The following is a 23,178-nucleotide window of genomic DNA, read 5'->3' as shown; positions in this document are numbered from 1 at the left end:
TCGAGTAAGAGTCATGCCCAACGGCCACATCATCGTCGCTGACGACGACGCCGCCATCCGCACGGTGCTCAACCAAGCGCTGTCCCGGGCGGGCTACGAAGTCCGCTCCACGGGCAATTGCGCCACCCTCTGGCGCTGGGTCGCGCAGGGGGAGGGGGACCTCGTCATCACCGACGTGGTCATGCCCGACGAGAACGTGTTCGACCTGCTGCCCCGCATCAAGCGGGTGCGGCCGGAGCTGCCGATCATCGTCATGAGCGCGCAGAACACCTTCATGACCGCCATCCGCGCCTCCGAGCGCGGGGCCTACGAGTACCTGCCCAAGCCCTTCGACCTGAAGGAGCTGATCGCCATCGTCGGCCGCGCGCTCTCCCGGCCCCGCGGGACGCCCGCGCCCGGCGCCGGCCCGGAGAACGAGGACATCCCGCTGGTGGGCCGCTCGCCCGCCATGCAGGAGATCTACCGGGCGCTCGCCCGGCTGATGCCCACCGACCTCACGGTGATGATCACCGGCGAGTCGGGCACCGGCAAGGAGCTGGTGGCCCGGGCGCTGCACGATTACGGCCGCCGCCGCACGGGGCCGTTCGTGCCGGTGAACATGGCCGCGATCCCCCGCGACCTCATCGAGTCCGAGCTGTTCGGCCACGAGAAGGGCGCCTTCACCGGGGCGCTCCAGCGCTCCGCCGGCCGGTTCGAGCAGGCCGAGGGCGGCACCCTGTTCCTCGACGAGATCGGCGACATGCCGATGGAGGCGCAGACCCGCCTGCTCCGGGTGCTTCAACAGGGCGAGTACACCACCGTGGGCGGGCGCGTCCCGATCCGCACCAACGTCCGGATCATCGCGGCCACCAACAAGGACCTGCGGGTCTCGATCCAGCAGGGCATCTTCCGCGAGGACCTGTTCTTCCGCCTCAACGTCGTGCCCCTGCGGCTGCCGGCGCTGCGGGAGCGGTCGGAGGACGTGCCCGACCTGATCCGGCACTTCTTCGTGCTGGTCGAGCGCGAGGGCCTCACCCGCAAGACCCTCGACGGCGAGGCGATGGAGAAGCTCAAGCGCTATCGCTGGCCGGGCAACGTCCGCGAGCTGGAAAACCTCGTCCGGCGGCTGGCCGCCCTCTACCCGCAGGAGACCATCACCGGCCCGGTGATCGAGGCCGAGCTGGACACGCTCCCGCTCGCCCAGCCCGCCGCGGCGGGGGGGGCCAATGGCGCGGCGCGCAAGGCGTCGGGGGAATCGGAGAGCCTGTCCAGCGCCGTGGAGCGGCACCTGTCCGATTACTTCTCGGGCTACCGCGACACTCTGCCGCCGCCCGGCCTGTACCATCGGATCCTGCGGGAGATCGAAGGCCCGCTGATCGGCGCGGCGCTCGCGGCCACCCGGGGCAACCAGATCCGCGCGGCGGAGCTGCTCGGCGTGAACCGGAACACCCTGCGCAAGAAGGTGCGGGACCTCGACCTGCAGGTGTTCCGCTCGGCGCGATAGCCGCCTTCTCCCTCCCCCTCTGCGGGGGAGGGGGCGGTAGGCGGGGGCGCGCCCCGCCTACCGCCCCCGCATGATCGGGTCGCCCTGCATCAGGGCGCGCAGGCGCTCGGTGTCGTAGCCGTTCGGGATGGCCGGGGCGGCCTTCTTCATCACCGGGGCGGGCGCGGCCTGCGGCGCGGGGATCGAGCCCGTGGCCGACGGCTCGAAGACCACCGCCCGCGCCACCGGGGCGGGGGGCGCGAGATGGGACAGGCGGTCGGCGCTGACGAACACCACGATGGCGGTCGAGAGCGTGACGACGAAGCCGCCGACAAGAGGACGCAGGATACGCACGTCTCGGGACTCGGGCACGCGGACGGGAACGGCACCAAGGTAGGGCCAGGGCCGTTAACGAAGCCCCCCATGCATCCGAGAAGGCGCCCGAGCCCATGCCCAACGAGCAGGCCACCGCCAGCGACAGCCCCTTCATCCAGGGCCGCAACGCCCGCCTCTACGGCAAGCCGAAGAGCGAATGCCCTTATCAGGAGGGCAGCGAGGATTACGCCGCCTGGATGCAGGCTTACGACGAAGCGCAACAATCCGATCCGGCGCACACCATACAGTAAGCCAAAGTAGAAACTCAGCACCGGGATTCGCGAACCGATTGTGGATCCCGGTATTCCCCGGAGACACCTTTAAGGACCGCCGCCCGCATGATGTCTCATGTGATGCGGCCTCCGGCGAGGGGCGACTTCGGCGGAGCGACGCAGATGCCAGAGAGACAGGGAAGGCGGGTGCCCCTCGACAGGCCGGGGCGGGTCTATGCGGGGGAGGGCACGCGCCATCCCTGCATCGTCCGGGACATCTCCGCCGCCGGGGCGCGGCTGCTGCTGCCGGAGGCCGGCGAGGTGCCCGAGACCTTCGCCCTCTCCCTCGATCCCGGCGGCGACCGCTGGGCCTGCCGCGTGGTCTGGCGGCGCCTCGGCGAGGTCGGCGTGGCGTTCAACTGAGGCCGCGCCCGGGGCCCGGCGCTTGACGGGACCCGGCGGCGTCGGCTTCGGTCCCGCTTTCCGCCACGCGAGTCCCCGGTTCCGATGTCCCTGACCCCGCCGCCCGAATCGAAGAAGCGGTTCGGCCCCGCCACCCGCCTCGTCCATGCCGGCCGCGATCCTTCCGGGCAGCACGGCTTCGTCAACACGCCGATCTACCGCGGCTCGACGGTGCTGTTCCCGACCTACGACGACCTCCAGCACCGGCGCGGGCGCTACACCTACGGCACCCACGGCACCCCGACCTCCGACGCCCTCACCGATGCGTGGAGCGAGATCGCGGGGGCCGCCGGCACGGTCGCGACGCCCTCGGGCTTGGCCGCCCTGTCGATCGCCCTGATGGCGGCCCTCTCGGCGGGGGACCACCTCCTCGTCACCGACTCCGCCTACCGCCCGACCCGGATCTTCTGCGACGAGGTGCTCAAGCGGTTCGGCGTCGAGACCACCTACTACGATCCGCTGGTCGGCGCCGGGATCGCCGGGCTGATGCGCGACAACACCCGGGCGGTGCTGGTGGAGGCGCCGGGCTCGCTGACCTTCGAGATGCAGGACGTGCCGGCCATCGCCGAGGCGGTCCACGCCCGGGGCGCCTGCGTGATCATGGACAACACCTGGGCGACGCCGCTCCTGTTCCCGCCGCACGCGCGCGGCGTGGACATCGCGGTGGAGGCCGGCACCAAGTACCTCAGCGGCGGCTCGGACCTGCTGCTCGGCCTGACCTCGGCGAACGCGCAATACTGGCCGGCGCTGTACCGCACCTTCCACCAGTTCTCGGTCTGCGCCGGGCCGGAGGACATGTTCCTGGCCATGCGCGGGATGCGGACCATGGGCCTGCGCCTGCGCGAGCACGAGCGGCAGGCCCTCGACATCGCCCGCTGGCTCCAGGCGCGGCCGGAGGTGCTGCGGGTGATGCACCCGGCCCTGCCGGAGGATCCCGGCCACGCCATCTGGCAGCGCGACTTCTCCGGCGCCTCGGGGCTGTTCGGCGTCGTGCTCAAGCCGGTGCCGGAGACGGCGGTGGCCGCGATGCTCGACGGGCTGGAGCTGTTCGGCATGGGCTTCTCGTGGGGGGGCTTCGAGAGCCTGTGCATCCCCTTCGACTGCACCCCCTTCCGCACCGCCACGGCCTGGGCGCCGGGGGGGCCGACCCTGCGCTTCCACATCGGCCTGGAGGACGTGGCCGACCTGAAGGCCGACCTCGATGCCGGCTTCGCACGCCTGCGCGCCGCCGCCGGGGCGATTTGACATTCCCGGCCCGATCCCGATTGGAAAGCCGAGATCGGAGAGCCGCGACCCGGAGCCCATGACGACACGCCTCCCCGCCGGCGCGCTCCCCCGCGACGGCGAAGCCCCGTCCGCCGTCCTCCGCGGGGACCGGATCGCCGCCCTCCTCGACCGGCTGTCCGCGAGCCACGCCCGCGCCTGCGCGGCGCTCGCGGCCCTGTGCCTGCTGCTGTTCCTGCCGGGGCAGGCCTCGCTCCAGCCGATGGACCGGGACGAGCCGCGCTTCGCCCAGGCCTCCAAGCAGATGCTGGAGACCGGGGACTTCGTGGCGATCCGCTTCCAGGACGAGGCCCGCAACAAGAAGCCGGTGGGCATCTACTGGGCGCAGGCGGCCTCCGTCGCCGCGGCTGAGGCCCTGGGCGTGCCGGAGGCCCGCACGCAGATCGCCCTCTACCGCATCCCCTCGCTCCTCGGTGCCGTCGCCTCGGTGCTCCTGGCCTACTGGGGGGCGCTCGCCTTCCTGCCCCGGCGGGGGGCGCTCCTCGCCGCCGCCCTGTTCGGCGCCTGCCTGATGCTCAACGCCGAGGCTCACCTCGCCAAGACCGACGCCCTGCTCACCGCCTGCGCCACCGCGAGCCTCGGGGCGCTGGCGCGGGTGTGGCTTGCTTGGCACCGCCTCCCTCCCCCCTCCGCGGGGGAGGGTACCCTGCGCGGCAGGGGGGCGGAGGGGAACGACGGTGCCGGCAGGGGCACGGCCCGTCATGCGGGGAGGGCGCTCGAGTCTGCACCGTCGCTCCCCTCCGCCAACCCCCTTCGGGGGCCGCCCTCCCCCGCGGAGGGGGGAGGGAGCGTCGTCTTCCTCGCCTTCTGGCTCGGCCTCGCCGTCGGCATCCTCGTGAAGGGGCCGATGGTGCCGCTGTTCGTGGCCCTGCCGGCCCTCTTCCTGTCGTGGAAGGCGCGATCCAGCGCGTGGCTGAAGCCCCTGCGCCCCTGGGCGGGGCTCGCCCTGACCCTGCTGATCGTCGCCCCGTGGTTCGTGGCGATCACCCTCAAGAGCGGCGGCGCCTTCTATGCCGAGGCGGTGGGCAAGGACATGCTCGGCAAGGTCGGCGGCGCGGCGGAGCGGCACTGGGGCCCGCCCGGCGCCTACACGCTGGCGTTCTTCGCGACCTTCTGGCCGGGCGCCGCCTTCGCCGCCATGGGCCTGCCGATGGCGTGGCGGGAGCGGCGGAGCGCGCCGGTCGCCTTCCTGATCGCGGCGGTGCTGCCCGCGTGGCTGATGTTCGAGGCGGTGCCGACCAAGCTGCCGCACTACGTCCTGCCGCTGATGCCGTGGATCGCGGTCCTGACCATCCTCGCCCTGCGCCGGGGGGAGCTCGACCCCGGACGCCGGGGTGCGAGGGCCGTGGCCCTGCTGGTGCCGGCGATCCCCCTCGGCCTGACGCTCGGCCTGTGCCTCGTCGGCTGGAAGCTCGACGATCACACCATCCCCTGGCTCGCCCTCCCGGCGCTCGCCGCCGCCTGCCTCGCGGCCGGGCTGAGCTGGCTGGCCTTCGCCCGCGCCCGGCCCGAACGCGCCCTGATGCTGGCGGTGCTGGCCTCCTGCCTCCTCGGGCCGGGGGTGCTCGGCCTCGCCCAGCGGCAATTGCCGGCGCTGAAGGTCTCGCCGCGGCTCGCCGCCTTCAAGGATCGGATGCCCTGCATCGACCCGCAGGTGGCGAGCCTCGGCTACCGGGAGCCGAGCCTCGTCTTCCTCACCGGCACCACCCTCGACCTCCTGCCCGACGCCGCCGCCGCCAAGGCCTTCCTGCAGCGGGGCGGGTGCCGCCTTCTGTTCGTGGAGGGCCGGGAGCGCGAGGCGTTCAACACCGCCTGGCCCGTGGGCCGCCCGGCCCCGCCGCCGCTGGGCGAGGTCGAGGGCTTCAACCTCAACACCGGCCGCCGCGTCTTCGTGACGGCCTACGCGGCAGCACCATGACACTCTCCGAGGCGGACGCCCCGCACCTCACGATCGTCGTGCCCGTGAAGAACGAGGCCGGCAACATCGCCCCCCTGGTGGCCGAGATCGAGCGGGCCTGCGCCGGCCTGCCGTTCGAGGTGATCTACGTCGATGACGGATCGACCGATGCCACCCCCGCCAGCCTGGAGGCGGCCCGGGCCGGCCGCCCGTGGCTGCGGGTGCTGCGGCACGGGGCGAGCGCCGGCCAGTCGGCGGCGGTGCGCAGCGGCGTGCAGGTCGCCCGCGGCGCGGTCATCGCCACCCTCGACGGCGACGGCCAGAACGACCCGGCCTTCATCCCCGCGCTCCTCGCCGCCCTGGAGGAGGCCGGGCCGGGCGCCGGCCTCGCCCAGGGGCAGCGGCGCGGGCGCAGGGACGGGCGTTTCAAGATGCTCCAATCCCGCATCGCCAACGGGGTGCGCGGGCGGATCCTCAAGGATTCCACCCGCGACACCGGCTGCGGGCTGAAGGTGTTCCGCCGGGACGTGTACCTGCGGCTGCCGTATTTCGACGCCCTGCACCGGTTCATGCCGGCCCTCGTCGCCCGCGAGGGGTTCGCCGTGGTCCACCGGGACGTGATCGACCGGCCGCGCTTCACCGGCTCCTCGAATTACGGCCTGTTCGACCGGCTCTGGGTCGGGCTCCTCGACCTCGCCGGGGTCTGGTGGCTGATCCGCCGGAAGCGCGCCACGCCGCGGGCCGTCGAGGCCACCATGCCCGGGGCGGATGCCGTGCGGGACGAGGATGTCGGATGCTGATCCAGCTCGCCCATGACCTGCCGGACTACTTCTACGACGTGTTCGTCACGCGCTTCGATTTCTGGCTGGTGTTCGGCATCCTGGCGCAGCTGATCTTCGGCTCGCGCTTCATCATCCAGTGGATCGCCAGCGAGCGGGCGGGCAAGAGTGTGATGCCGCTCTCGTTCTGGTTCCTCTCCATCGCCGGGGGGCTGATGACCCTGGTCTACGGCTTCGTGCGGAAGGAGCCGGTGATCATCATCGGCCAGGGCCTTTCGACCGGGATCTACGTCCGCAACCTCGCCCTGATCGCCCGGGAGCGGCGGCGCAGGCGCGGGGCGCCGGCATGACGCCGCTGCCGGCCTTCTACGACGACCTCGACGCCACCCTGGCGGAGCTCTGGCGGCTGCTGGCGGACGGGGCCGAGCACGGCCGCAGCGGCTTCCACCTGCCGACGCTCGCCACCGTCTCGGCGGAGGGGCCGCGCCTGCGCACCGTCGTGCTGCGCGCCGCCGACGCCGCCACGGCGACGCTGCGCTTCCACTGCGACCGCCGCTCGGACAAGGCGTTCGAACTGGCCGAGAACCCGGCCTGCGCGCTGGCCGTCTACGATGCCGGGGCGAAGATCCAGATCCGCATCGAGGGCCGGGCGGTCCTGCACACCGACGACGCGCTGGCGGAGGCGGCCTGGGCCGGCTCCCGGGCGATGAGCCGGGTCTGCTACGGCGCCGAGCCGGCCCCCGGCACGGCCCTGCCCGCCGGCAACGCCTACACCCTCCCCGACGAGGCGACGGCGGCGGCGACGGGCCGCCGGCATTTCTGCGCGGTGACGGTGCAGGCCCGCCGCCTCGATTTCCTCTACCTCGACCGCCGCGGGCATCGCCGGGCCGCCTGGGCGCAGGACGAGTCAGGCTGGGACGGGGGCTGGCTGGCGCCGTAGGTCAGCCGCCGTCGTCCGCGCGAGCACCGCGACATTGCAGGGCGGCGCCCCATTCGGGAACGGCCCGCGTCCCGGGGCTCGCCGGAGGCGAGAGCCCGGGACGCGGGCCGCCGAGGCCGTCGGAGGGGACGATCCCCGCCCCCTCCGCCTCCCACCTCAGGCGAACATGTCCGGCTGGGTCGCGGCGATGTGGCTGTAGATCGTCTGGAAGTGCAGCCAGCCGATGTAGTCGCTGCCGACGTGCTCGCGGCTGTAGCGGGCGGTCTTCTCCGAGACGGTCTGCGGCTTGATGCCGGTGGCCTCGACCAGGAGCTGCTGCTTGCAGGCCCGCTCCAGGGCGATGAACCAGAAGGCCGCGTCGTCGATGCTGTGCTGCGAGCAGGTCAGCAGGCCGTGGTTCTGGTGGAGCACGCCGCGGTTGCGGCCGATCTGCTGGGCGACCGACAGGCCGCTGTTCTTCTCCACGGCCACCGCGCCGGCCGAGGCGCCGATCACCGCGTGGCTGTTGTAGAAGGCGGCGGCGTCCTGGCTGATCATGTCGAGGGGGCGGCCGGTGGCGCACCAGGCGGTGCCGTAGGTGGTGTGCGCGTGGCACATCGCCATGACCTCCGGGTACTCCTCGTGCACGGCGGCGTGCAGCACGAACCCGGCCCGGTTGATGGCGTAGCGGCCCTCCACCACGCGGCCGTTATGGTCGGCCAGGATGAGGTTCGACATGTTCACCTGCGAGAAGTGAACGCACATCGGGTTGGTCCAGTACAGCTCCGGACGCTCGGGGTCGCGGATCGTCAGGTGCCCGGCGAAGCCGTAGTCGAAGCCGTGCATCGCGAAGGCGCGGCAGGCGGCCACGAGGTGCTTCTTGCGGTACTCGCGCTCCTCGGCATGGTTGGCGAATTCCGGCATCTCCGGGAAGATCAGGCCGGCCTGCTCGGGCTGGTAGATCGAGGTCCGCCGACGGCCGGAATCGTCGTTCGGGAGGTCGATGGCGACGCTGTCGTGGTGGTCGTGCTCGTCGAGCATGGGATGTCCTTTCGTGGGATGGGTGAGGGGTGGAGGGAGGCCGCGATCAGCGGTTGACGAGGCGCTTCGGCATGGTCAGCGCGAGGACGCTGCCGATCGCGAGGCAGGCGGCGAGGGTGTAGACGCCGAGGCTGGTCGACTTGGTGGCGTCGATGATCCAGCCGATGAGGTAGGGGCTGACGAAGCCCGCGAGGTTGCCGACCGAGTTGATCACCGCGATCCCGGTGGCCGCCGCGGCCCCGGCGAGGACGGCGGTGGGCAGGCACCAGAACTGGGCCAGCGTCACGAGCACGCCGATGGTGGCGACGGTGAGCGCGGCCTCGGCGACGACGAGGTCCTTGCTGTACCAGATGCTCACGAGCCACCCGGCGGCGCCGACGAGGCCGGGGATCACGATGTGCCAGCGCCGCTCCCGGGCCGCGTCCGACATCCGCCCGACGGTGATCATCGCCGCCGCCGCCGCGCCGTAGGGCAGCATGGTGAGCAGGCCGATCTGCAGCGGATCGGAGACCCCCGCGCCCTTGATCAGCGTCGGCAGCCAGAAGCCGACGCCGTAGAGGCCCATGATGAAGAAGAAGTAGATCCCGCTCAGCAGCCACACCCAGCCGCTGGTGAAGCCGTCGCGGAACCGGTGCGCGGCGACGGAGGAGGCGTCGGCGGCGACGTTGCGGGCGAGCAGCGCCTTCTCGTCGGCGGTGAGCCACTTCGCCGAGGCGATCCCGTTGTCGAGGAAGGCCAGCACGCAGAAGCCGAGGATCAGCGAGGGCAGCGCCTCGATGAGGAACAGCCACTGCCAGCCGGCCAGGCCGTGCGCGCCGGAGAACGTGTTCATGATCCAGCCGGAGACCGGCCCGCCGATCAGCCCGGCGATCGGGATGCCGGTCATGAACATGGCGATGATGCCGCCCCGGCGCTCGGACGGGTACCAGTAGGTGAGGTAGAGGATCACCCCCGGGAACAGCCCCGCCTCCGCCACGCCGAGCAGGAAGCGCAGGACGTAGAACACGGTCGGGCTGGTGACGAACATCATCGCCCCCGAGATCAGCGCCCAGCTGATCATCACGCGGGCGATCCACACCCGGGCACCGACCTTGTGCAGGATCATGTTGCTCGGCACCTCGAACAGGAAGTAACCGATGAAGAAGATTCCGGCGCCGAGGCCGTAGATGGTCTCGCTGAACTGCAGGTCGCTGAGCATCTGAAGCTTGGCGAAGCCGACGTTGACGCGGTCGAGATAGGCCGCGACGTAGCAGGCGAACAGGAACGGCACGAGGCGCCACGTCACCTTGCGGTAGACCTGTGTCGCCTCGTCGATGACGGGTCCGGCGAGAGTGACGACTCCCTGTGCCATTCCTGGTTTCTCCCCAAATGTTGGTTCTGAAGCTGCCGTCTCCGCGGCATGGGAAGTATTTTTCCGCCTTCCCGTGGGCTTTGACAAACGATGAATTTTCACCGATTGGTGAATTGAATTCACGGATGTGGCATGCGGCGGATCCCGAGCTTCCCCTCCCTCCGGGCCTTCGAGGCCGCGGCGCGGCTCGGCAGCTTCGCCCGGGCGAGCGAGGAGCTGTGCCTGACCCCCTCGGCGGTCAGCCATCAGGTCCGCGCCCTGGAGCGGCATCTGGGCCGGGCGCTGTTCCGGCGGGAGAACCGCCAAGCCAACCTCACCCCGGACGGGGAGCGCCTGCTCGCCGGCCTGTCCCGGGCCTTCGACGGGATCGAGGCGGCCTGCGCCGAACTGATGCCGGCCGAGGGGGCGGCGCTGGCGGTCCACTGCACGCCGAGCTTCGCCACCAAGTGGCTGGGGCCTCGCCTGCCGGGCTTCGTGGAGGCCAACCCGGCCATCGCGATCCGCGTCTCCTCGGGCGCCGAGCCCCTCGACCTCATGCGGCACCCGGAGATCGACGTGCTGATCGCCTATGGGCACCCGCCGCGGGGGGCGGGGCTGCGGGTGGAGACGCTGGGGCCGGAGGAGATCGCCGCCCTGTGCCGGCCGGAACTGGCGCGGGAGGCGGCCGACCTCGCGCCGGAGGCGATGGCCCGGCTCACCTTCCTCGAATCCTCCTTCAGCCCCGTGCGTTGGGCGGATTGGTTCGCCCATAACGGGCTGACCCCGCCGAAGGCCCGGGGCGCCCCGTCCTTCGACCGGGGATCGCTCGTCATCTCGGCGGCGGTGCAGGGGCTCGGCGTCGCCCTGGAGAGCCTGCGCTTCGCCCAAGGGGAGGTCGCGTCCGGGGATCTGGTGCGGCTCGGCGGCGGCCGGTGCGACGGCATCCGGCGGGACCTGCACTTCCTGTGCTGGCGCGCCCGCGACGACGACGCCCCCGGCATCCGCCGCTTCCGGGACTGGATCCTGGAGGAGGAGCGCCCGGATGGCAGCTTTGCGCCAGCCGGGCTGACGGCGCGCGCCGGCCTCGGCTAGAGACGCCCGGCCGGTTCCGTGATCGCGAATCGGATGAGGGAAACGCCGTGGGCCTCGTCTACGCGCTCGCCGCCTATCTGAGCTGGGGCCTCGTCGTCCCCCTGCACTTCCGGCTGCTCGGCGGCTTCAGCCCCTGGTACATCCTGGCCGAGCGCATCGTGTGGTCCACCCTATTCGCCGGCCTGCTGGCGCTGGCGTGGCGCAAGCGCCTGAGGCTGCCGCACCCGCTCACGCGCAAGCACGGGCTCCTCATCCTGTCGGCCCTGTTCATCGGCGCGAACTGGCTGCTCTACCTCATCGCCATCGACCGGGGGCACCTGCTCGATGCGAGCCTCGGCTACTACATCAACCCGCTGATGAACGTGGCGCTGGGCCGGGTCATCCTCGGGGAGCGGATGCGGCCGTTCCAGGCCGTGGCGATCGGCATCGCGGCGGCGGGGGTGGCGGTGGCGGTGGCCTGGGCGGGCGACCTGCCGCTGATGTCCCTGGCGCTCGCCACCTCCTTCGCGCTCTACGGGCTGATGCGGAAGATCGTGGCCGTCGATGCGCTGGTGGGCTTCCTCGCCGAGACGCTGCTGCTCCTGCCGGTGGCGGTGGCATGGCTGATCCTCACGCCCGAGCCGTTCCTGCCGGCCGATCCGCACCGGCTCGGGCTGCTGATGCTCACGGGGCTGACCACGGCGCTGCCGTTGATCTGGTTCGCCGCCGCGGCGGTGCGGCTGCGCCTGACGACCCTCGGCCTCCTGCAATACGTCGCCCCCACCTGCCTGCTGCTCCTCAGTATCCTCGTCTTCGGGGAGCATGTGGAACCGCACCGGGCGGCGATGTTCGGGCTGATCTGGCTCGGCCTCGCCCTCTACACCCTCGATGCCCTGCGCGGCCGGCGGGTCGCGGCGCGGGCGGCGGCCCAGGGCGCGTGAGGGGTCCGGCGCGGTCCCCCCGCACGGGCCCCCTCCCTGACTTCCCGAACCCGCGCCCTACCTTCATGATGACCCAGGACCGGCGGAGCCGATGAGCGAACCTGTGGGCGGCGATGCCGTCACCGACGACGATTTCCGCAACCTCGCGGACACGCTCCCCCAGCTCGCCTGGATCGCCAGGGCCGACGGCCACATCGTCTGGTACAATGCCCGCTGGTACGCCTATACCGGCACCACCCTCGACCGGATGCAGGGCTGGGGCTGGCGGGACGTCCACCACCCGGACCACATCGCCGCCGTCGAGGTGCGCTACCGCCTCGCCATCGAGGCCGGCGTGCCGTGGGAGGACACCTTCCCCCTCCTTGGCGCGGACGGGGAGTACCGCTGGTTCCTCTCCCAGGCGATGCCGTTCCGGGCCCCGGACGGGACGATCCTGCGCTGGTACGGCACCAACACCGACATCTCCCGCCGCCGGGTGACCGAGGAGCGGCTGCGCCATTCGGAGGAGCGGTTCCGGGCGCTGGTCGATGCCTCGGCGGCGGTGATCTGGAACACCAATGCGGAGGGCGAGCTCGTGCCGCCTCAGCCGCGCTGGGGCGCCTATACCGGACAGACCGAGGAGAGCTTCCAGGGCTGGGGTTGGATCGAGGCGATCCATCCCGACGACCGGGCGGAGATCGCCGAGGCCTGGGCGCGCTCGGTGGAGGAGCGGACCCCCTACGCGATCACCCACCGTCTGCGCCGGCACGACGGGGCGTGGCGCTACATGGAGGCCCGGGGCGTCCCCGTCTTCGCGCCGGACGGGTCCCTGCGCGAATGGGTCGGCACCCATACGGACATCACCGAGCGCAAGGAGGCCGAGGCCGAGGCCGAGCGGGCCCGCCAGGCCGCGGAGGCGGCGAACCGGGCCAAGAGCCAGTTCATCGCCAACATGAGCCACGAGCTGCGCACCCCGCTTTCGGCGGTGATCGGCTATTCGGAGATGCTGGGGGAGGAGCTGGAGGATATCGGCCAAGCGGCCCTGCTGCCGGACCTGCGCAAGATCGAATCGGCGGCGCGCCACCTGCTCTCCCTCATCAACGACGTGCTGGACATCTCGAAGATCGAGGCGGGGCGGGTCACCGCCTCGGCGGAGACCTTCACCGTCGCCGACCTCCTGCAGGACGTCTCCGATGCCACCGGCTCCCTGGTGGAGAAGAAGGCCAACCGCTTCGTCCTCGATGCGGAGGCCGACCTCGGCGCGATGCACCAGGACCAGACCAAGATCCGCCAGTGCCTGCTCAACCTCGTGGGCAACGCGGCCAAGTTCACCGAGAACGGCACCATCACCCTCACCGTGCGCCGCCACCTCGAGGAGGGGGCCGACTGGTTGTCCTTCGCCGTGGCCGATACCGGGATCGGGCTGACGCAGGAGCAGATGGGGCGGCTGTTCCAGCGCTTCGTCCAAGCCGACGACTCGACCACCCGGCAGTTCGGGGGCACCGGGCTGGGCCTGGCCATCACCCGCGCCTTCTGCCGCACGATGGGCGGCGACATCGGCGTCGAGAGCGAGCCCGGCCGGGGCGCGACCTTCACCATGCGGATCCCCTCCGTCCTCGTCGAGGAGGACGATCCGGGCGACGATCTGGCGCCCGTCGAGGCCTACGATCCGCAGGACGTGCTGCACCACGACACGGTGCTCCTCGTGGACGACGATCCCGCCGCGCGGGAGCTGCTGCAGCGCTTCCTCGAGCGGGAGGGCTTCCACGTCCGCACCGCCGCGGACGGCCGGGCGGGGCTCACCCTGGCGCGGGCCCTGAAGCCGCGGGCGATCCTCCTCGACGTGGAGATGCCGCGCATGGACGGGTGGGCGGTGTTGCACGCCGTGCGCAACGATCCGGATCTGGCCGGCACGCCGGTCATCATGACCTCGGTGGTGGCCGAGCAGGGCCTGGGCCAGGCGCTGGGGGCCACCGACTACTTCGTGAAACCCATCGACTGGGACCGCCTGAAGGGCCTGATGGAGCGCTACCGGCCCAAGGCGCCGGCCGAGGCGCGGGTCCTCGTGGTGGACGACGACGAGGACGGGCGCGAGCGCCTGCGCCGCTCCCTCACCCGCGAGGGCTGGAGCGTGGACGAGGCCGAGAACGGGCGCATCGCCCTGGAGCATTACGACCGCAGCCGGCCGAACCTGATCCTCCTCGACCTGATGATGCCGGAGATGGACGGGTTCAGCTTCCTGCGCGCCCTGCGCTCCCGGCCGGACGGCGACACCCCGGTGGTGGTGCTGACGGCCAAGGAGATCACCCCGGCCGAGAAGGTGAGCCTCGGGGCGCAGGCCGACCGGGTGATCTCGAAGGGGTCGCTGAGCCTCGCCGAGATCGGCCGGCAGTTGCGGGTGCTCTACGCCCGGTCCACGCCGGACACCGTGCCCGGCCGGTTGCAGGGCCTGATCGATCAATTGGCGGAGAAGGACGGATGAGCGACACGGTCGATCCGGACAAGGCGGTGGCGATCCGCCTGCGGGCGCGGCTCGCGGTGGTGGAACGGGCCGCGTGGTTCGGCCTCGTCCACGCCATGCGGACGCGGCCCGAGGAGACGGAGGCCTACATCGCCTCCGAGCGGGCGCGCTGCACGGAAGGTTTCGGCGGCAAGGGCTGGGCCGGGGACCTCACCGACGCCGAGCGGGCGATGCTCGCCGCCGAGGTGGACAAGGGCCTCGCCGAGCTGCTGGCGGACGCCAAGGACGCGGTCTAGGCCCGCCTCCGTCCCACGCCGTCGGCAGGCACCGCGGTCGGGGCTCTCGCCCGTCCCAGAACGTGGCGCGTCCCCGGATCGCCGCGCGGCGCGCGCGGTCATGGGCCTCGGGCCCCGTCCGGTCGGCCGCCGGGGATGAGGCGGGGAGTGGGGCGCCCCCACCCGCGCGGTCAGCCCCGCCCGAACAGGTCGCGCCACGCCGGGGGCAGGCCCTCCAGCGCCCCGGGCGGGGAGGGCGCGACGCCCGGCAGGCCCGTCGCGGCGAACACCCCGATGGCGATGGCCCGGGCGAGGACCCGGGCCGCCGCATGGCCGAGGCGGGCGACGTCGCCCACCGGGTCGGCGAGGGGCAGGGCGCCCGTCGCGGCGGCGAAGACGAGGTCGCCGTCCAGCGGCGTGTGGGCGGGGACCAGGGCGCGGGCGAGGCCATCCTGCGCGGCGACCGCGAGGCGGCGGCACTGGGCCTTGGTGAGGGTCGCGTCGGTGGCCACCACGGCGAGGGTCGTGGCGGAGCCCGCCGCGATCCGGGCCGGGAAGGCGTGGGCCTCCTCCGGCACGCGGGCAGGCGGGCCGAGGCCGCCGAATTCGTCCGCCACCTCGAAGGGCGCCGCCCAGAAATGCGGCCCCTCGCCGACCACCGCGCTGCCGAAGGCGTTCACCGCCACCAGGGCGGCGATGCGGAAGGCCGTCCCCGGCACCGGGGCAGAGGCCGAGCCGACCCCGCCCTTCAGGGTCGCCGTGCGGGCCCCCGTCCCGGCCCCGACCGAGCCGAGGGCGAAATCCGGGCCCGCCGCCTCCGCGGCCCGGCGGCCGAGGGCGCGGTAGGGCGGGTCGGCGCCCCACTCCTTGTCGCCGCCGTTGAGGAGGTCGAACAGGATCGCCGCGGGCACGATGGGGACGCGCATTCCCCCCACGGGGAAGCCCCGCCCCTGGGCCGCGAGCCAGCCCGTCACCCCGGCGGCGGCGTCGAGGCCGAAGGCCGATCCGCCCGAGAGGACCAGGGCGTCGATGGCCTCCACCGTGCGCTCGGGGTCGAGGAGGTCGGTCTCCCGGGTCCCCGGGCCGCCGCCGCGCACGTCCACGGAGGCCACCGCCGGCCGGTCGAACAGGATGGCGGTGACGCCGCTGCGCACCGCGAGGTCCTGGGCGTGGCCGACCCGGATTCCGGCGATGTCGGTGAGGAGGCCGTGCGGCCGGGATTCGCTCATGCCCGCGAGCCTGCCACGATCCGGCGCCGGCCGGAACGGGCGGGCGCACTTCCCGTGGGGCCGGCGGGTCCCATCTTCCGGTCGGTCAGCCCAGGAGACGCACATGGATGTCGGGTTCATCGGGATGGGGCGCATGGGCCGCGGGATGGCCGCCCGCCTCGCGCAGGAGGGCCACACCGTCCGGGCCTGGAACCGCTCGCCGGAGGCGGCGCAGGGCATCCCCGGCGTCACCCCCGTGGGCAGCGCGGCGGAGGCCTTCGGCGGCGACGCCGCGATCACCATGCTCGCCGACGATGCGGCGCTCGAATCCGTGCTCGTCTCGGGGGGCCTCCTCGACGGCGGCGCGGGCCGTCCCGGCGTGCATCTCGGCATGAGCACCATCTCCGTCGCCCTCGCCGAGCGGCTGACGGCCATCCACGGGCGGGCGGGCGTCCCCTACGTCTCCGCGCCGGTCTTCGGGCGGCCGGACGTGGCGGCGGCGGGCAAGCTCAACATCGTCGTGGCCGGCCCCGACGCGGCCATCGGCGCGGCCGCCCCGATCCTCGACGCCATGGGCGCCCGCACATGGCGCTATGGGGAGGAGCCGAAACGGGCGAACGCGGTCAAGCTCGCCGGCAACTTCATGTTGATCGCCGCCATCGAGGCGATGGGCGAGGCCTGCGCCTTCACCGAGAAGCATGACGTGACGGGGGCCGACTTCCTCGACCTGATGACGAACACGATCTTCGCCGCCCCGGTCTACAAGAACTACGGCGCCTCCATCGCCGCCTCCCGCTACGAGCCGCCCGGCTTCGGCCTGCGGCTCGGCGCCAAGGACATCCGCCTCGCCCTGCAGGCGGCCGAGGCGGCGGGGGTGCCGATGCCCTTCGCCAGCGTGCTCCGCGACGGGCTGATCGAGGCGATGAGCCACGGCGACGGGGAGAAGGACCTCTCCGCCCTGGCCGAGGTGTCGGCCCGGCGCAGCGGCCGGACCTGAGGGCGGGACCGGCCGGGCCCTACAGGCCGTAGCGGGCGAAGGCCGCCCGCTCCTCCAGGGCGGCCATGGCCTCGGCGGGGAGGGACGCCACCCCGCCGATCCCGCCCGGCGGCCCCCGGCGCAGGATGCGGCTGAGGAAGCCGCCCCGGGCCTCGGCGATCAGCACCAGGTCGACCTTCTCGCCGAACCGCGCCCGCATGGTCGCGCGCAGGTCGCCGATGGCGTCCACGAGGCCGAGGGGCAGCGCCTGCCGCCCGGTCCAGACGGCGCCGGTGAACAGGTTCTCGCCCTCCGCGAGGCCGGGCCGGCGTGCGGAGACCAGCTCGGTGAACAGGCCCTGCACATCCGCCTGGATGCGCTTCAGGCGGGCGACGTCGGCCGGGTCCTCCGGGCGGAACGGATCGAGCATCGCCTTCGACTCGCCGATGGTGTGGACCCGGCGCTCGATGCCGAGCTTCTCGAGCAGGCCGGGGAAGCCGAACCCCGCCGAGACCACGCCGATCGACCCGACGATGGAGGTCGGGTCCGCGACGATCTCGTCGGCGGCGCAGGCGATCATGTAGCCGCCCGAGGCCGCCACATCCTCGACGAAGGCGACGACCGGCAGCGCCTTCTCCTGGGCGAGGGCGCGGATGCGGCGGTGGATCAGGTGCGACTGCGCGGGCGATCCGCCGGGGGAGTTGATGACCAGGGCGACCGCCTTCACCCCCGGCAGGGAGAAGGCCCGCTCCAGGCTGCCCGCCACCGAGGCGATGGAGAGCCCCGGCCGCAGGGGGGACACCGCGCCTATCGTCCCCGACAGGCGCACCACGGCGACGCGGGGGCGGCGGTTCCGCAGGCGACCCGGCAACAGGGCGCGGAGACGTTCTGACAGCGCGGGCATGGACTCTGGACTCGGCCTCTGGACGTTGGGGGATCGCGGTCGGACGGGGAGCATAATGGGACTACAGTCCGCCGCCGCAAGGGTGGGCGCCCCCGTGCCGCGCCGGGAACTTACGGTCTGTGAACCGTCTGCGTAGTTGCCGAAGCAACCTAGACAGGAACAATCGAACCGTTTCCCGTCTCCCGCCGTTCCTCGCCACGGACCCGACGATTCCGCGGGCCGTTTCCGACACCGGGAGGACGACGACACGATGCGCTCCATCAGACTGCCGCGCTGGCCGATCCTGATCCTGCTTGCCGCCTTCTTCATCGGCCCGACCGCCGGCCCGGTCCGCGCCGCCCCGCTTCCGGTGCCGATGGCCGCCGCCGAGAGCGCCCCTGCCGCTGCCGTGCAGCAGGTCCAGTACTATGGCGGCTACGGGTATCGCCGCCATTACGGCTACCGCCCCTACGGCTTCCGTCGCCATTACGGGTTCCGTCGGCACTACGGCTTCCGCCGCCATTACGGCTACCGCCGTCACTGGGGCCACCGCCACTACCGCCGCGGCCCGGCCTTCTTCTACTGAGCCACAAAACACCACGCCCCGGCACGGTCCGCCGGGGCGTGACCCAGCCTGCGCGCAGACCCCTCTGCGCGCACGTGAACTCTTGCGCGCGCACGCGAAAGCCCTTAACCAAACGTCTGATATCACTGCACTTCCGCAGCAGTGCCTGACGCAGCCCCGGCAGGCTCCCCCGCCGCCGCCGGCCCCGCCCCAGGCCGGGATACAGACGGACGCACAACTTGGCCGAGACCGATCCGACGGGCGCCCCGCCGCCCGCCAGCGACATCCGCCCCGTTTCCATCACCGACGAGATGCGCCGCTCCTACCTCGATTACGCCATGAGCGTGATCGTGAGCCGGGCGCTGCCGGATGCCCGCGACGGGCTGAAGCCCGTGCACCGCCGCATCCTCTACTCGGCCTTCGAGTCCGGGCACCTGCCCGAGCGCAAGTACGTCAAGTCGGCCCGCATCGTCGGCGACGTGATCGGCCTCTACCATCCGCACGGCGACCAATCGATCTACGACGCCCTGGTCCGCATGGCCCAGGACTTCTCGATGCGCCTGATGCTCATCGACGGGCAGGGCAATTTCGGCTCGGTGGACGGCGATCCGCCGGCCGCCATGCGCTACACCGAGTCGCGCCTGGCCAAGCCGGCCATCGCCCTCCTCGCCGACATCGACAAGAACACCGTCGACTTCGGGCCGAACTACGACGAATCGCGGGAGGAGCCCCTCGTCCTCCCGGCGCGCTTCCCGAACCTCCTGGTCAACGGGGCGGGCGGCATCGCCGTCGGCATGGCGACCAACATCCCGCCGCACAACCTCGGCGAGCTGATCGACGCCTGCGTCGCCCTCATCGACGATCCGGGTCTGACCATCGAGCAGCTGAACGACATCGTCCCCGGCCCGGATTTCCCCACCGGCGGCATGATCCTCGGCCGGGCCGGCACGCGGCTGGCCTACACGACCGGGCGCGGCTCGGTGATCATGCGGGCGAAGTCGCATGTGGAGGAGTTGCGCAAGGAGCGCGAGGCGCTGATCTTCACCGAGATCCCGTATCAGGTGAACAAGGCGACTCTGGTCGAGAAGATCGCGGAGCTGGTCAAGGACAAGCGGGTCGAGGGCATCTCGGACCTGCGCGACGAGTCGGACCGCAGCGGCATGCGGATCGTGGTCGAGATCAAGCGCGACGCCATGGCGGAGGTGGTGCTGAACCAGCTCTACCGGTTCACGCCCCTGCAATCCTCCTTCGGCTGCAACATGGTCGCCCTCAACGGGGGGCGGCCGGAGCTGATGAACCTGAAGGACCTGCTCGAGGCCTTCGTGGACTTCCGCGAGGAGGTCGTCTCCCGCCGCACCAAGTTCCTCCTCGGCAAGGCCCGCGAGCGCGCCCACGTCCTGTGCGGCCTCGCCATCGCGGTGGCCAACATCGACGAGGTGATCCGCCTGATCCGCACCTCGCCGGACCCGAACACCGCCCGCGAGGCGCTGATGGCCCGCGACTGGCCGGCGCACGACATCGCCCCCCTCATCGCCCTGGTGGACGACCCCCGCCACCGGGTGGCCGAGGACGGCACCTACCGCCTGTCCGAGACCCAGGCCCGGGCGATCCTGGACCTGCGCCTCCAGCGCCTCACCGCCCTCGGGCGGGACGAGGTCGGGGACGAGCTGAAGAAGCTCGCCGACGAGATCGCCGACTACCTCGACATCCTGCGCTCCCGGGTGCGCATCCAGACCATCGTCAAGAACGAACTCATCGAGGTGCGCGAGCAGTTCGCCACGCCGCGCCTCACCGAGATCGTCGACTACGATTCGAGCGTGGACGACGAGGACCTGATCCAGCGCGAGGACATGGTCGTCACCGTGTCCCATGCGGGCTACGTGAAGCGCGTGCCGCTCTCGACCTACCGGTCGCAGCGCCGGGGCGGCAAGGGCCGCTCGGGCATGGCCACCCGTGACGAGGATTTCGTCACCCGGCTGTTCGTGGCCAACACCCACACGCCGGTGCTGTTCTTCTCCAGCCAGGGCCAAGCCTACAAGGAGAAGGTGTGGCGCCTGCCGATGGCCGCGCCGAACGCCCGCGGCAAGGCACTGGTGAACATCCTGCAATTGCAGAACACCGCCGAGCGCATCACCACGATCATGCCGCTGCCGGAGGACGAGGCGTCCTGGGAGACCCTGGACGTGATGTTCGCCACCGCCTCCGGGTCGGTGCGGCGCAACAAGCTGTCGGACTTCACCACGGTGAACCGCAACGGCAAGATCGCCATGAAGCTCGATGAGGGCGACCACATCGTCCATGTGGAGATCTGCCGCCCGGACCAGAACGTGCTGCTGACCACGGCGCTGGGCCAGTGCATCCGCTTCCCCGTCGAGGATGTCCGCGTGTTCAAGGGCCGCGACTCGACCGGCGTGCGCGGCATCAACCTCGGCGAGGGCGACCGGGTGATCTCGATGACCATCCTCAACGCCTTCGACGCCAGCGCCGAGGAGCGGGCCGGCTACCTGAAGATGCGCCGGGCCGTGACCGGCGAAGTCGAGGAGGGGGGCGAGGAGCCGGAGGAGGGCGCCGAGGCCGCGTCGATCTCCCTCGACCGCTATCACGAGATGGGGGCGGCCGAGCAGTACGTGCTCACCATCTCCGAGCGCGGCTACGGCAAGCGATCCTCGTCGTTCGAGTACCGGACCTCGGGCCGGGGCGGAAAGGGCATCACCGCCATGCGGGTCAACGCCCGCAACGGCCACCTCGTGGCCTCGTTCCCGGTGGAGGCCTCGGACCAGATCATGCTGGTCACGAACGGCGGCCAGCTCATCCGGGTGCCGGTGGACGACATCCGCATCGTCGGCCGCGCCTCGCAGGGCGTGACCGTGTTCAACACCGACAAGACCGAGAAGGTGGTCTCGGTGGAGCACATCGAGGGCGAGGAGGAAGGGGAGGGCGAGGCCGAGGTGGCCTGATCCTCCCTCCTTCCCGCCGGGCGCGTCAGCGTCCGGCGGCCGCCCGCCGGTTGGCGATGCGGGAGAACATGTTGCCGGTATAGTCGGCGACCTTGGCCTTCTCCGGTTCGCCGACCTGGGCCTCGAAGGCTTCGATCCGCTTGAGCAGGGCCGCGTCGTTGAACAGCGACGAGTTGAAGGTCTTGTTGGCCCGGGGGCCGAGGGCGGCCTGGACCGCTTCGAGGCGGGCGAGGAGGTCTTTGCGCGTCACGGGTTTCTCCGGGGGTGGGACGGCAGCGCGCCACCCCAGGCCACACTCGACGCGCCGAGGGTAAACGCGGAGTTAACGCCGTCCGATCAAACGCCGGAGCGGCGCCGTGCCCGGACCGCGGGGATGACTGCCGGCCCTCGGACGGGCCCGCCGCGGGGACCGACCCGTCACAGCCCCCTCAGGAACCCGGCGAGGCGCATCAGCCCCTCGGGCCAGGGCCCGTGGCCGCTGGCGACGTTGATGTGCCCCGATTCGCCCGCATCCACGGTGAGCGCCCCCCAGGCATGGGCGAAGTCATCGGCGCGGTCGTAGGAGCAGTGGGGGTCGGTGCGGCTCGCCACGAGCAGGGACGGGAAGGGCAGGGGATCGCGCGGCACCGGGGCGAAGGTGCGCACCGAATCCGGCAGACCCGCCGCCTCCTCCACGTCGGGGAAGGCCACGAACAGGGCGCCGCGCACCACGCCCTCGGGGAAGAGCGGCACGGCCTCCACGCAGGCGACGACGCCGAGGCTGTGGGCGATCAGGATCACCGGCCGGGTGGCCTGCCGCACCGCCGCAGCCACCTGCCCGCACCATTCCGTGGGGGTCGGGGCGTGCCAATCGTCCTGCGCGACGATCCGGGCCGTGGGGAGGCGGCCGGCCCAGCGCGCCTGCCAATGGCCCTCTTCGGACCCCCCGAGCCCGGGCACGATCAGGATGTCACAATCGGCAGTCTTCATCCCCCGATGCCTAGAGCAGGCTCGGGCCGCCGCGCAAGCCTCGCCCCCCCGCCCTCACGCGGCCTCCGCCTCCGTCAGGGACAGGATGTGCGCGGCGATCTGCATGGAGGCGAGGTTCTTGGCCTTGGCCTCGATCTCGAAATCCGCCCAGGCGAGGTGGCGGGCCACGAGGTCGTTCACCGCCCGGTTCCACATCAGGTCGGAATGGGCGGCGAGGTCGCGGACGGAGTGCCCGGCTTCGCGCAGGGCGGGGAAGTCAGGCAGGCGTGCGGCGTCGCAACCGGCGGCGACCGCCTCCCGCGAGACGCTGATATGGGCCACCGGCCGCACCCCGCGCCAGGAGGCGATCACCCGGGCGATCCGCGCATCGTCCGGCTCGATGTAGGAGCCGCCGCTCTCCACCCAATGGTGGTGCAGGTCCAAGACGACCGGCACGAGGTCGGCCAGGCGCAGCACCTCGTCGAGGCCGAACAGGTTCTCGTCGTTCTCCACCGTCACGAGGTCCCGGGCCATCCGGCTCGCCCGGGGCAGGGTCTCCCGGAAGCCGGCGACGCCGGGGTCGCCCGCGCCCACATGGATGTTGATGTGGGCGCCGTGCGGGTGCCACCCGCCGCCGTAGCCCATCAGCCCGAACAGTTCGGCGTGGTAGTCGAGCTCGGACAGGCCGTTCCCGATGGCCGCCGGGTTGCGGCTCGCCAGCAGGCAGAACGGGCCGGGGTGGAAGCTGAGGCGGACCCCGAGCCGCCGGGCCAGGGCCCCGGCCTCCGCCAGCCCGGCCTCCACGGCCGCGCGCAGCTCCGGCTCGGCGTAGAGGGCCTGCACCGACGAGTGGGTGTAGCCGGGCAGGACGTTGCTCCCCATCCGGAGCAGCCGCTCCAGGGGCGGGCGGGCGCCGACCCAGGCGATCTGCCGGGCGAGGGCGGCGAGGTTGTGGGTCACCACCCCGGTCAGCTTCTCCCGCCGGGCGGCGGGGTCCAGCTTGCCGAGGTGGGCCATGGTCACCGTAGTCAGGTTCATGACGCGGGTCGCCTCGCGCGCCGCCTTGAGGGTGGCATGGGTCCCCGGCGGCTCGTCGAGGACGAAGGTGCAGCAGAATCCGAGGCGGGGATGCGGGGCGGCTTGGCTGGGCATT

Annotated in this window: 23 protein-coding genes; 15 read left to right on the top strand and 8 right to left on the bottom strand. The window is 72.1% G+C overall.

The features are described 5' to 3' along the window. Positions 1 to 13: 13 nt before the first annotated feature. On the top strand, positions 14 to 1,483 hold the full coding sequence (ntrC, locus tag MKK53_RS12145; RefSeq protein WP_243928952.1) for a nitrogen regulation protein NR(I): 1,470 nt from the start codon (positions 14 to 16) through the stop codon (positions 1,481 to 1,483). A 57-nt stretch (positions 1,484 to 1,540) separates the two neighbouring features. Here ntrC and MKK53_RS12140 read toward each other — a convergent pair whose 3' ends face one another. Further along, positions 1,541 to 1,816: a hypothetical protein gene (locus tag MKK53_RS12140; protein ID WP_243928951.1), complete on the bottom strand. Its 276-nt coding sequence runs from the start codon at positions 1,814 to 1,816 to the stop codon at positions 1,541 to 1,543. A 95-nt stretch (positions 1,817 to 1,911) separates the two neighbouring features. Here MKK53_RS12140 and MKK53_RS12135 point away from each other — a divergent pair, with 95 nt between their 5' ends. The 7 genes from MKK53_RS12135 (at position 1,912) to MKK53_RS12105 (ending at position 7,411) form a co-directional block, all read left to right on the top strand. After that, positions 1,912 to 2,088, top strand: a complete 177-nt coding sequence (locus tag MKK53_RS12135) for an Rmf/CrpP family protein (protein WP_243928950.1) — start codon at positions 1,912 to 1,914, stop codon at positions 2,086 to 2,088. A gap of 144 nt (positions 2,089 to 2,232) precedes the next feature. Next, positions 2,233 to 2,472 carry a PilZ domain-containing protein gene (locus MKK53_RS12130; RefSeq protein ID WP_243928949.1) on the top strand — a complete coding sequence of 80 codons (240 nt, stop codon included), beginning with the start codon at positions 2,233 to 2,235 and terminating at the stop codon, positions 2,470 to 2,472. Positions 2,473 to 2,556: 84 nt separating this feature from the next. Next, positions 2,557 to 3,756, top strand: a complete 1,200-nt coding sequence (gene metC, locus MKK53_RS12125; protein WP_243928948.1) for a cystathionine beta-lyase — start codon at positions 2,557 to 2,559, stop codon at positions 3,754 to 3,756. A 58-nt stretch (positions 3,757 to 3,814) separates the two neighbouring features. Continuing rightward, positions 3,815 to 5,713 (top strand): ArnT family glycosyltransferase, encoded by a 1,899-nt coding sequence (locus MKK53_RS12120; RefSeq protein WP_243928947.1) that lies wholly within the window; start codon positions 3,815 to 3,817, stop codon positions 5,711 to 5,713. Further along, positions 5,710 to 6,492, top strand: coding sequence for a glycosyltransferase family 2 protein (locus MKK53_RS12115; protein WP_243928946.1), 783 nt, complete (start codon positions 5,710 to 5,712; stop codon positions 6,490 to 6,492). Before MKK53_RS12120 ends, MKK53_RS12115 begins: the two co-directional genes overlap by 4 nt. Beyond that, positions 6,486 to 6,821, top strand: coding sequence for a lipid-A-disaccharide synthase N-terminal domain-containing protein (locus MKK53_RS12110; RefSeq protein WP_243928945.1), 336 nt, complete (start codon positions 6,486 to 6,488; stop codon positions 6,819 to 6,821). Before MKK53_RS12115 ends, MKK53_RS12110 begins: the two co-directional genes overlap by 7 nt. Further along, the gene (locus MKK53_RS12105; protein WP_243928944.1) at positions 6,818 to 7,411 is read left to right on the top strand and encodes a pyridoxamine 5'-phosphate oxidase family protein; all 594 of its coding nucleotides are present in this window, start codon (positions 6,818 to 6,820) and stop codon (positions 7,409 to 7,411) included. The genes MKK53_RS12110 and MKK53_RS12105 overlap by 4 nt, the downstream gene beginning before the upstream one ends. Positions 7,412 to 7,567: 156 nt before the next feature. On the opposite strand, the gene MKK53_RS12100 is transcribed toward MKK53_RS12105, so the two are convergent. Continuing rightward, positions 7,568 to 8,431: a class II aldolase/adducin family protein gene (locus tag MKK53_RS12100; protein ID WP_243928943.1), complete on the bottom strand. Its 864-nt coding sequence runs from the start codon at positions 8,429 to 8,431 to the stop codon at positions 7,568 to 7,570. A 46-nt stretch (positions 8,432 to 8,477) separates the two neighbouring features. Continuing rightward, on the bottom strand, positions 8,478 to 9,782 hold the full coding sequence (locus MKK53_RS12095) for an MFS transporter (RefSeq protein ID WP_243928942.1): 1,305 nt from the start codon (positions 9,780 to 9,782) through the stop codon (positions 8,478 to 8,480). Between the two features lie 132 nt (positions 9,783 to 9,914). Between MKK53_RS12095 and MKK53_RS12090 the strand changes: the two genes are divergently transcribed. The 4 genes from MKK53_RS12090 (at position 9,915) to MKK53_RS12075 (ending at position 14,509) form a co-directional block, all read left to right on the top strand. Beyond that, entirely contained in the window at positions 9,915 to 10,853 is a 939-nt protein-coding gene (locus MKK53_RS12090; RefSeq protein ID WP_243928941.1) for a LysR substrate-binding domain-containing protein, read from the top strand. 47 nt (positions 10,854 to 10,900) lie between these two features. Beyond that, positions 10,901 to 11,773, top strand: a complete 873-nt coding sequence (gene rarD / locus MKK53_RS12085; protein WP_243928940.1) for an EamA family transporter RarD — start codon at positions 10,901 to 10,903, stop codon at positions 11,771 to 11,773. Between the two features lie 91 nt (positions 11,774 to 11,864). Beyond that, positions 11,865 to 14,234: a PAS domain-containing hybrid sensor histidine kinase/response regulator gene (locus MKK53_RS12080; protein ID WP_243928939.1), complete on the top strand. Its 2,370-nt coding sequence runs from the start codon at positions 11,865 to 11,867 to the stop codon at positions 14,232 to 14,234. After that, the gene (locus MKK53_RS12075; protein ID WP_243928938.1) at positions 14,231 to 14,509 is read left to right on the top strand and encodes a hypothetical protein; all 279 of its coding nucleotides are present in this window, start codon (positions 14,231 to 14,233) and stop codon (positions 14,507 to 14,509) included. Before MKK53_RS12080 ends, MKK53_RS12075 begins: the two co-directional genes overlap by 4 nt. Positions 14,510 to 14,679: 170 nt before the next feature. On the opposite strand, the gene MKK53_RS12070 is transcribed toward MKK53_RS12075, so the two are convergent. Then, positions 14,680 to 15,717 carry a P1 family peptidase gene (locus MKK53_RS12070; RefSeq protein WP_243928937.1) on the bottom strand — a complete coding sequence of 346 codons (1,038 nt, stop codon included), beginning with the start codon at positions 15,715 to 15,717 and terminating at the stop codon, positions 14,680 to 14,682. Positions 15,718 to 15,820: 103 nt separating this feature from the next. Here MKK53_RS12070 and MKK53_RS12065 point away from each other — a divergent pair, with 103 nt between their 5' ends. After that, complete coding sequence (locus tag MKK53_RS12065) at positions 15,821 to 16,693, top strand: NAD(P)-dependent oxidoreductase (RefSeq protein ID WP_243928936.1); 873 nt, start codon at positions 15,821 to 15,823, stop codon at positions 16,691 to 16,693. Between the two features lie 19 nt (positions 16,694 to 16,712). On the opposite strand, the gene MKK53_RS12060 is transcribed toward MKK53_RS12065, so the two are convergent. Next, positions 16,713 to 17,576: a S49 family peptidase gene (locus MKK53_RS12060; RefSeq protein WP_243928935.1), complete on the bottom strand. Its 864-nt coding sequence runs from the start codon at positions 17,574 to 17,576 to the stop codon at positions 16,713 to 16,715. 250 nt (positions 17,577 to 17,826) lie between these two features. Here MKK53_RS12060 and MKK53_RS12055 point away from each other — a divergent pair, with 250 nt between their 5' ends. Beyond that, positions 17,827 to 18,141, top strand: a complete 315-nt coding sequence (locus tag MKK53_RS12055) for a hypothetical protein (RefSeq protein ID WP_243928934.1) — start codon at positions 17,827 to 17,829, stop codon at positions 18,139 to 18,141. Positions 18,142 to 18,359: 218 nt separating this feature from the next. Next, entirely contained in the window at positions 18,360 to 21,077 is a 2,718-nt protein-coding gene (gyrA, locus tag MKK53_RS12050) for a DNA gyrase subunit A (RefSeq protein ID WP_243928933.1), read from the top strand. Between the two features lie 25 nt (positions 21,078 to 21,102). Here the strand turns inward: gyrA and MKK53_RS12045 are convergent, their stop codons facing one another. The 3 genes from MKK53_RS12045 to MKK53_RS12035 all read right to left on the bottom strand — a co-directional run bounded on the left by MKK53_RS12045 (position 21,103) and on the right by MKK53_RS12035 (position 23,177). Further along, positions 21,103 to 21,327, bottom strand: coding sequence for a hypothetical protein (locus MKK53_RS12045; protein ID WP_238247770.1), 225 nt, complete (start codon positions 21,325 to 21,327; stop codon positions 21,103 to 21,105). A 167-nt stretch (positions 21,328 to 21,494) separates the two neighbouring features. Further along, on the bottom strand, positions 21,495 to 22,046 hold the full coding sequence (locus MKK53_RS12040) for an RBBP9/YdeN family alpha/beta hydrolase (protein WP_243928932.1): 552 nt from the start codon (positions 22,044 to 22,046) through the stop codon (positions 21,495 to 21,497). Between the two features lie 54 nt (positions 22,047 to 22,100). After that, positions 22,101 to 23,177, bottom strand: coding sequence for a UV damage endonuclease UvsE (locus MKK53_RS12035; RefSeq protein WP_243928931.1), 1,077 nt, complete (start codon positions 23,175 to 23,177; stop codon positions 22,101 to 22,103). Between the last annotated feature and the right edge of the window lies 1 nt (position 23,178).

The organism is Methylobacterium sp. J-076 (assembly GCF_022829405.1).
In the GTDB taxonomy this organism is placed as follows: Bacteria; Pseudomonadota; Alphaproteobacteria; order Rhizobiales; family Beijerinckiaceae; genus Methylobacterium.
The sequence above is the reverse complement of the archived record's forward strand: the minus strand, read 5'-3'. Positions and strand labels throughout refer to the sequence as shown.

What these genes read in the sequence shown, in the direction of transcription:
- MKK53_RS12065 (WP_243928936.1), top strand. Translation starts at nt 15,821, where the DNA reads ATGGATGTCGGGTTCATCGGGATGGGGCGCATGGGCCGCGGGATGGCC.
- MKK53_RS12040 (WP_243928932.1), bottom strand. Translation starts at nt 22,046, where the DNA reads ATGAAGACTGCCGATTGTGACATCCTGATCGTGCCCGGGCTCGGGGGG.
- ntrC (WP_243928952.1), top strand. Translation starts at nt 14, where the DNA reads ATGCCCAACGGCCACATCATCGTCGCTGACGACGACGCCGCCATCCGC.
- MKK53_RS12090 (WP_243928941.1), top strand. Translation starts at nt 9,915, where the DNA reads ATGCGGCGGATCCCGAGCTTCCCCTCCCTCCGGGCCTTCGAGGCCGCG.
- MKK53_RS12135 (WP_243928950.1), top strand. Translation starts at nt 1,912, where the DNA reads ATGCCCAACGAGCAGGCCACCGCCAGCGACAGCCCCTTCATCCAGGGC.
- MKK53_RS12115 (WP_243928946.1), top strand. Translation starts at nt 5,710, where the DNA reads ATGACACTCTCCGAGGCGGACGCCCCGCACCTCACGATCGTCGTGCCC.
- MKK53_RS12055 (WP_243928934.1), top strand. Translation starts at nt 17,827, where the DNA reads ATGCGCTCCATCAGACTGCCGCGCTGGCCGATCCTGATCCTGCTTGCC.
- MKK53_RS12130 (WP_243928949.1), top strand. Translation starts at nt 2,233, where the DNA reads ATGCCAGAGAGACAGGGAAGGCGGGTGCCCCTCGACAGGCCGGGGCGG.
- MKK53_RS12060 (WP_243928935.1), bottom strand. Translation starts at nt 17,576, where the DNA reads ATGCCCGCGCTGTCAGAACGTCTCCGCGCCCTGTTGCCGGGTCGCCTG.
- MKK53_RS12080 (WP_243928939.1), top strand. Translation starts at nt 11,865, where the DNA reads ATGAGCGAACCTGTGGGCGGCGATGCCGTCACCGACGACGATTTCCGC.
- metC (WP_243928948.1), top strand. Translation starts at nt 2,557, where the DNA reads ATGTCCCTGACCCCGCCGCCCGAATCGAAGAAGCGGTTCGGCCCCGCC.
- MKK53_RS12120 (WP_243928947.1), top strand. Translation starts at nt 3,815, where the DNA reads ATGACGACACGCCTCCCCGCCGGCGCGCTCCCCCGCGACGGCGAAGCC.
- MKK53_RS12100 (WP_243928943.1), bottom strand. Translation starts at nt 8,431, where the DNA reads ATGCTCGACGAGCACGACCACCACGACAGCGTCGCCATCGACCTCCCG.
- MKK53_RS12075 (WP_243928938.1), top strand. Translation starts at nt 14,231, where the DNA reads ATGAGCGACACGGTCGATCCGGACAAGGCGGTGGCGATCCGCCTGCGG.
- MKK53_RS12070 (WP_243928937.1), bottom strand. Translation starts at nt 15,717, where the DNA reads ATGAGCGAATCCCGGCCGCACGGCCTCCTCACCGACATCGCCGGAATC.
- MKK53_RS12035 (WP_243928931.1), bottom strand. Translation starts at nt 23,177, where the DNA reads ATGCCCAGCCAAGCCGCCCCGCATCCCCGCCTCGGATTCTGCTGCACC.
- MKK53_RS12110 (WP_243928945.1), top strand. Translation starts at nt 6,486, where the DNA reads ATGCTGATCCAGCTCGCCCATGACCTGCCGGACTACTTCTACGACGTG.
- MKK53_RS12105 (WP_243928944.1), top strand. Translation starts at nt 6,818, where the DNA reads ATGACGCCGCTGCCGGCCTTCTACGACGACCTCGACGCCACCCTGGCG.
- MKK53_RS12095 (WP_243928942.1), bottom strand. Translation starts at nt 9,782, where the DNA reads ATGGCACAGGGAGTCGTCACTCTCGCCGGACCCGTCATCGACGAGGCG.